Origin of the sequence: Streptomyces sp. NPDC006265 (assembly GCF_040613555.1) — a bacterium.
Taxonomy (GTDB): domain Bacteria; phylum Actinomycetota; class Actinomycetes; order Streptomycetales; family Streptomycetaceae; genus Streptomyces.
In genome coordinates, this window is record NZ_JBEXSH010000457.1 from 1 (window position 1) to 7,205 (window position 7,205).

5 protein-coding genes are annotated in these 7,205 nt (G+C 67.8%); 2 read left to right on the plus strand and 3 right to left on the minus strand.

The genetic code is table 11. From position 1 onward, the window contains the following. The 3 genes from ABZ281_RS30220 to ABZ281_RS30230 all read right to left on the minus strand — a co-directional run. Positions 1-255, minus strand: a 255-nt coding sequence (locus tag ABZ281_RS30220; RefSeq protein WP_356660581.1) for a hypothetical protein, incomplete at its 3' end; no start/stop codon positions are given. A gap of 39 nt (positions 256-294) precedes the next feature. Continuing rightward, entirely contained in the window at positions 295-3,456 is a 3,162-nt protein-coding gene (locus tag ABZ281_RS30225; RefSeq protein WP_356660583.1) for a DUF1349 domain-containing protein, read from the minus strand. Between the two features lie 209 nt (positions 3,457-3,665). Then, positions 3,666-4,433: a FadR/GntR family transcriptional regulator gene (locus ABZ281_RS30230; protein ID WP_356660585.1), complete on the minus strand. Its 768-nt coding sequence runs from the start codon at positions 4,431-4,433 to the stop codon at positions 3,666-3,668. Positions 4,434-4,560: 127 nt separating this feature from the next. Between ABZ281_RS30230 and ABZ281_RS30235 the strand changes: the two genes are divergently transcribed. Together ABZ281_RS30235 and ABZ281_RS30240 are read left to right on the plus strand one after the other, a co-directional pair. Next, positions 4,561-5,676: an enolase C-terminal domain-like protein gene (locus ABZ281_RS30235; protein WP_356660587.1), complete on the plus strand. Its 1,116-nt coding sequence runs from the start codon at positions 4,561-4,563 to the stop codon at positions 5,674-5,676. Between the two features lie 94 nt (positions 5,677-5,770). Next, positions 5,771-7,135, plus strand: coding sequence for an ABC transporter substrate-binding protein (locus ABZ281_RS30240; protein WP_356660589.1), 1,365 nt, complete (start codon positions 5,771-5,773; stop codon positions 7,133-7,135). The last annotated feature ends 70 nt before the right edge of the window (positions 7,136-7,205 follow it).

Genomic DNA, 7,205 nt, shown 5'->3' on the forward strand with positions numbered 1-7,205 from the left:
GCCGGGGCCGGGCAGCGGCTGTTCCAGGTTGTCGGAGCCGGTGTCGGACTGGTCGGTGACCTGACTGGCGAACGTACGCCCCTCGGTTCCCTGCCCCTCCGGTACGACCTGGACCGGGTCTGCCTGCGTCCGCTGACCTCGACTCGGATGTGCTGCCTGAACTCGGCGCCCGGGGCGTGCGCGTTGCCGTGCCGCACGCAGGACGGCCCGGACACGACGGCGCTCCGTGTGCCGGTGCGGAGGTCGCACCGGCACACGGAGATCGTTTCGGAGATCGGGACCCGAACCGCTGCGTCAGCTGACGGAGAACTGGCTGAAGGTCGCGGTGCCGATACTGCCGGCGTGGGCCGTGGAGAACATGCCCGCGTCCAGGGTGGTGTTCGCCCCGGTCAGTGTTGCGGTTCCGACAGTGGTCCAGGTGGTGCCGTTGGCGGAGTAGGAGCCGGTGACCGACGTGCCGCTCCTGGCCAGGCGGAGCCAGACGGGGGCGACGGTGGCGCTTCCGGTCTTGATGGTGTTGGTGTCGAGGTAGCCGTCACCGTTGGAGTCCGACGACAGGGCGATTCCGTTGCTGGGGGTGGTGGCGAGGACGAGGTACCCGGTGGACGAGCCGGCGGAGGCGATGTTGTTGCGCAGCATGAGGCCGGCTTTGGCCCAGTTGTTGGTCTTGTCCTGCCTGGCGACGCGGACGGTGACGGTCGAGGACGTTCCAGCAGCCCCCGTCTGGTAGGCGGCGGAATACTCGTCGTCGTATGCCGTGCCGGAGCGCCATATGTCGATGCCCGCGCTGGTCAGGGAGGTCACTCCGCCGCTTTGGCCGACGGCGGCCGGAATCGAACTGTATGCGTTGTAGGGAGAGATGACGATGCGCAGGTTGCTGAAGGTCGCGCTGCCGGCGGCGGTGCTGTGAGCGGTGTGGATGACACCGGCGTCCTGGGTGGCCGCCATGGACCGCAGGGTGACCGTCGAGCCGATCTGGGTGAAGGTGGATCCGTCGGTGGAGTAGTAGGCGGACACCTGGGTGGCGGTGCGGGTGAGCCGCAACCAGACCGGCGCCTTGACGGTGGAGGCCGTGGAGGTGAGCCGGTCGAGGTAGCCGTCGGCGTTGGAGTCCCACTGGAAACTGACGCCGTGGCTCGGGGTCGCCGTCGCGACCGCGTATCCGGCGGAGGAGCCCTTGCCCGTGAGGTCGTTGCGCAGGACGACACCGCCCTTGGCCCAGCCGTCGCTGTTGTCCAGGTTGTCGACCCGGGCGGTCACCGAGGTGCCGTTGACGGCCGCCCCGGCCTGGTAGACCGTGCCGTAGGCGTCGTCGTGCTGACCGCCGGCACCCCAGGTGTCCGCGCCCGCGTCGGTGATGGTGAAGCGGCCGCCGCTCTGGCCGGTGTTGGCCGGAGTGGAGGAGTACGCGCTGTAGGGCGAGCTGACGGGGTCGGTGGTCAGCGGACGGTACAGCGGCTGGATGCCGACGCTGTCCATGACCGTCCTGGCGCCCGACGGCCAGCTGCCGTCGCTGACGACGACGGTGTCGCTCACCACGTCACCACGGCCATTGGTGTTGGTGATGTTCGCGGAACTGTTGTTCGTCCAATTGCCGGTGAGGGTCAGGGCGCCGGTGTTGTTGGTCGAGCTGCTGTTCTCGTGGCCCCAGCTGCCGGTGTTGCGGAAGACATTGTTGGTATCCGTGAAGTTCCGGGAACCCTCGTCGTGGTAGAAGCCGAACCAACCGCCGTTGCTATGGCAGTAGTTGCGTTCGAATGTGCTGCCCGGTGACGCCGACAGGGTGTACATGCAGCCGCCGTCGGTCATCTGCTGCATGAGGTCGTGGATGTAGTTGTCGGTGACGTGGTTGTTCGCGGCGGTGGTCGCGGTCGTGTAGGTGGGCTGGTGGTTGTACAGGCCCCGGTTGACGTAGTCCTGGCTGCCGCCGATGTCGTTGACGCCCCAGCCGTAGCCGATGGTGAGGCCGGAGTAGGGCAGGTTGTACACCTCGTTGTGCGAGACGGTCGCACCGTTGACGTAGGTGACGAGGATGGCTGACATGTCGCGGTATTCCAGCGCCACGTCGTGGATGAGGTTGTTGCTCAGTGTGATGTTCCGGTTGGTCATCCGGCTGTCACCGGGGTGGTGTGCGTCCGCCTGAATGCCGCCGACGACGATGCCGCCGCCCGCGTCCTGGGTGAAGACGTTGCCGGTGGCGGTGATGGTGTCGGCGCCGAGTCCCACGCCGGTGGTGTGGGCGTTGGCGTCGTTGCCGATGCCGAGGCCGCTCTGTCCGAGCTGGGTGAACCGGTTGCCGGTGAAGGTGATGTGGTCGGCGGCCGAGACCTGGACGGCGGAGGGCATCTGGTCCCAGTGAGGGCGTGTCGCCTCGAAGAGCGGGCAGCCGCTCTGGCACGAGGTCAGCGCGTCCGACGGGCGGTCCCAGGTACCGGAGATGTATGCGCCGGTCTGCTGGCTGGCGTAGCCGTGCGCGGTGGGGTCCAGCCAGCTGGTGCCCGAGAACTGCAGTCCCGAGAAGGCGATGTGGGTGGCGGGGGAGGAGTACGTCCCTCCGACGCCGATGAGTGACTCCAGCTTCGGCACCTCGACGTCGGCCGTACTCATGTCCTGCCCGGCGAGCGGTTTGTAGTACAGGGTGCCGGTTGCGGTGCCGAGGTACCACTCGCCGGCCGTGTCGAGGAACTCGTAGGCGTTCTCGATGTAGAGGGGGCCGTCCCGGAAGGGGCTTGTCAGGGTGTCGTAGCCGAACGTGTTGTTGTTCCACGAGGGCTGGGTCATGGTGATGGTGCCGCTGCTGATGCCGGTCACCGGGGCGTAGCGGTCGGTGAAGGATCCGATGCCGTGGATCTCGGTCCGGCCGGGCTGCGCGAGGCTGTTGAGGTAGCTCAGCGAGCTGTTCGTGAACGTGTAGCCGCTGGTGGTCGCGGTCAGGTCGGAGCGGTTGATCGAGGAGCGGGCCCTGGTGGCCATGACGCCGTCCACGGACAGATGGCGCGTGTCGAAGCCGGTGCCGACGTTGCTCTTCCAGATGTTCTTGGCCGAGTCCTGCACGGTCCAGCCGGTGGCCTTCTGCGCGCCGGTGATGACGGGATGGGCGCCCAGCGCGCCCTTCCAGTTCACCGTGTGGCCGCCGGTGCCGGAGTCCGCCGAGGTGAAGGTCAGCGGCGCGGAGAGCCGGTAGGTGCCGTCGGTGAGCTCGACGGTGATGTCACCTGTCATGGAGCGGTTGATCGCCCGCACGTTGGTCTTGGCCTGGGTGATGGAGCACGGCTGGCTCACGGAGCAGGCGGTTCCGGAGCCGTTCGGTGAGGCGTAGAGCGTCGTCGTGCCGGCAGCGAAGGCGGGGCCGGCCTGGATGAGGACTCCTGCGGTCGAGGCGGCGAGGACGGCGGCTGTGGCCAGCCATGATCTGAGGCGGTCAGGGCCCGCGGGGCGGATGTCGGTTGTTCGCACGTGACACCTTCCGGGAGGTTCAGACGGTCCGGGGGTGCTCTTGGCGGGCAGGGGAGACCCCGGCGACAAGAGGGGAAGGGGTAATGGCGATGTAACATTAGACGTCATATGAATTTCGTCAATAGGTCAAGCGTCGTCGACTCGGCCGGCCCTGGGCATGCGAACGCCCCCGGCCTGTCGGCTCGGGGGCGAGGTCGATGCGGGTGTTCTCAGGAGGCGGGGGAGCTCACGTTCGGCAGACGGCGGCGGCTCCACGCGGTATTGATGTGTGCGGCCATGGCCTGCGCGGCCCCGTCGGAGTCTCGGGCCAGCAGCCGCTCGGCGATTGCGCGATGTTCCGCGTTGGCCCGCTCGCACGCGGTCGCGTCCGGTGTGCCGTTGTACAGGTATGTCGTGCGCGCCTGGGCGTGGAGGATCCGGATGATGGAACGGCCGAGCCTGTTGTGGGATGCCTGCATGATCCGGTCGTGGAAGGCCACGTCGGTTTCGATGAAGCGTGCCGGGACGGCGGTCTCCTCGTCGAGCCGGGCGAGCAGCCGCTCGATGGCTCGCAGGTCGTCGTCGGTGACCAGCTCCGCGGCCTGGGCTGCCATCTGGGCTTCCAGCGTCGACCGGATGTCGACCAACTGGTCGAGGACGACGAGCTGGTCATCGTGCTGGACGGTCGCTGCGAGCACGACGGGGTCGAGGAGGTTCCATTCCTCGGGTGGGGTGACGGTGGTGCCGTAGCCCTGCCGGGCGAGGACCAGTCCCTTGGCCTCCAGGGACTTGACCGCCTCGCGGACGGTGATGCGGCTGACGCCGAACGTCTCGCAGAGCTCGGGTTCGACCGGCAGAGTCGATCCTGGAGGAATGACGCCCGACACGATCGTGTCGGTCAGGCTCTCCATGACGGCCTGCGCAAGTCGGGCCGGACGCTTGGGCCAGGGCTTGAGAACGGGAGGCTCTCCCGCTCTGCCGACGCTGTCCTTGGCCATGTGTGCCCCCTTGCTGATGCGGATGACGGCGATTCTACTGCGCGGGACTTCTTGACAGCATTCGTATGACGACTTACCTTACACGAAAATTTCGCAGCAGTAGTTCCCGCTCCAAGGGGTGCACGCCGTGCGCATTACCGAAGTCGAATGCCATCCGCTCCGGGTGCCGGGAGCCAGTCCGCCCTTCGTCTGGCGGGACGGACTCCTGGGCAGCCCGGCCGAGGGAGAGGCCGCGGTGCTGCGCATCTGCACGGACGAGGGGGTCGAGGGGGTGGCGATGTCCCCTCGGCGGGGCAGCGGTGTCATCCTGGCGGACCTGCTGGACCGCGTACTGCTTAAGGAGTTGGTGGGGCAGGATCCCCTGCAGCGGGAATGGCTCTGGCACCGCATGTGGGAGCTGGACCGCACCGAGGAGCTCCCGCTCTACCTACTGGGGCTGGTCGACACCGCGCTGTGGGACCTGGCCGGACGACTCGCCGACCGCCCCACCTGGCAGATGCTCGGCGGCTACCGCACCTCCATACCGGCGTACGCCTCCACCGTCACCTACTCGTCGGTCGAGGAGTACCTGGACATCGCCGACCAGGCCCTGGAACTTGGCTACCCCGCCATCAAGCTCCACGCCTGGGGGGACGCCCGCCGCGACGCCCGCCTGTCGGTGGCCCTGCGCGAGCATGTGGGGGACGACATCCCGCTGATGTTCGACGGGTCGGCGGGATTCGACCTCCCCGACGCGATCCACCTCGGACACGCTCTCTCCGACGCCGGCTACCTCTGGTACGAGGAGCCGATGAGGGAGTTCAGTGTCACCGCGTACAAGCGCCTCGCCGACGCGGTGGCCGTACCCCTCCTCGTGGCCGAGACCTCCGACGGGGCGCACATGAACTCCGCCGACTTCATCCAGGCCGGCGCCGCCACCTTCGGAGTCCGCGCCTCCACCCAACTGCGTGGTGGCTTCACCGGCGCGATGCGCACCGCCCACCTCGCCGACGCCTACCGGCTGCGCGCCGAGGTGCACGGGCCGGAGATCCCCAACCGGCACCTGTGCATGGCCATCTCGAACACCACCTACTACGAGTCGCTGGTCATGGGCAACCCCATCAGCCGCGAGAGCGGCATCGACGCCCACGGCCTCGTCCATGCCCCCACCGGTGCGGGCGTCGCCCTTCCGGCGGGCCTGGACTACCCTCCCGTCCTTCAGGGATTTGTCGACAAGGAGACCGTCACTCCGCCCCGGGCCTGATGACCGGAGCCCCAGACCCGACCGCCTGTCCCGAACACCCCGAACGCGGCCGCCTCTCACTGCTGCGCGCCATTTCCCGAGATTGAGGTCAGTCATGAACGACGACGTTCCGGTTTCCTCCCGCCGTCAGCTCAGACACACGGCCGTCGCCGTCCTGGGCGCCGTCTCCCTGCTCGGGCTCGCCGCCTGTGGCAGCGCGGACCCCAATCCCACGGCGACTTCCGCCCCGGCCGCCTTCAAGCCCGTCGCGCAGAAGGAAGGCAGCGAGATCACGGTCTGGGCCGACGCCGCCCGGGTGCCCGGCGTGCAGGCGTACCAGAAGGCGCACCCGGACGTGAAGCTGAAGATCGTGACGTACAGCGGCGATGCCAACGGGGCCAATGACCTGCAGACCAAGGTGCAGTTGTTCGACCGGACCGGCAGCGGGTGGCCAGACGTCGCCTTCAGCGCCAACGTCAACGACGGCAGCTGGGCCGCCCAGAGCAAGACGCCTTATGCCGCGCCCGTCGACAAGGGCCTGATTCCGCAGGCGACCCTGGACGGCTTCGCCCACGGCGCACTGGACCCCTGCAAGTTCAACGGCGGCACCTACTGCCTGCGCAACGACCTTGCCCAGAACGTGCTCTGGTACAACAAGGACCTCATGGGCAAGTGGGGCTACTCCGTCCCGACCACCTGGGAGGAGTACCAGGCGCTCGGCGAGAAGGTCGCCAAGGAACACCGCGGGTACCTGGTCGGAACAGCCGGGGACGCCTGGACTCCCGAGGTGTACTTCTGGGCGAGTCAGTGCACCGCCGGCACCACGACCGGCGCCAAGAAGGTCACCGTTGACCTGCATGACCCCAAATGCACCCGGATGGCCAAGCTGCTCGACACTCTGATCGCCAGGGGATCGGTCGCCAAGGACACCGTCTTCAGCGCCGGCTTCATCAAGAACCAGGCGAGCAAGGTCCTCATGCTCCCCGGCCCTTCCTGGTACGGACAGGTGCTCTTCAATTCCACCTTCAAGATCCCCAAGGGGCAGATCGCCGCCGCCTCACCGCTGAAGTTCGAGGCCGACGCCAAGAACTACACCGGCAACGTCGGCGGTGGTCTGTGGTTCGTCTCCTCCCACAGCAAGAACCTCAAGGCGGCCTCCGACCTGGTCACCTGGATGACGACCTCCAACGACTACCAGGCCACCGCGGCCACCTACCCCGCGTACAAGAAGGCAGCCGTCGCCTGGCTCGCCGGCCAGAAGGAGACCAGCTACTTCGCCGAGGACGTCGGCCCGGTCTTCCAGGAGGCGGCGGAACTCGTCTGGCCCGGCTGGTCCGCCACCCAGTACAGCCAGGAAGCGATCTACTCCTCCACCGTGATCCCGGCCCTGAACTCCGGCAAGACCCTCACCGACACCCTCGGCACCTGGCAGACGGCCATCACCGACAAGGCCAAGTCCCTCGGATACACCGTCAACTAGCGAAGCGGACCGATGACCACCCACCCCGCAACGGAGCGGAGCGGCCCCCCGCGCGGCAGCGCGGCACACC

Coding starts and splice junctions, on each gene's coding strand:
- ABZ281_RS30230 (WP_356660585.1), bottom strand. CDS start 4,433: ATGGCCAAGGACAGCGTCGGCAGAGCGGGAGAGCCTCCCGTTCTCAAG.
- ABZ281_RS30240 (WP_356660589.1), top strand. CDS start 5,771: ATGAACGACGACGTTCCGGTTTCCTCCCGCCGTCAGCTCAGACACACG.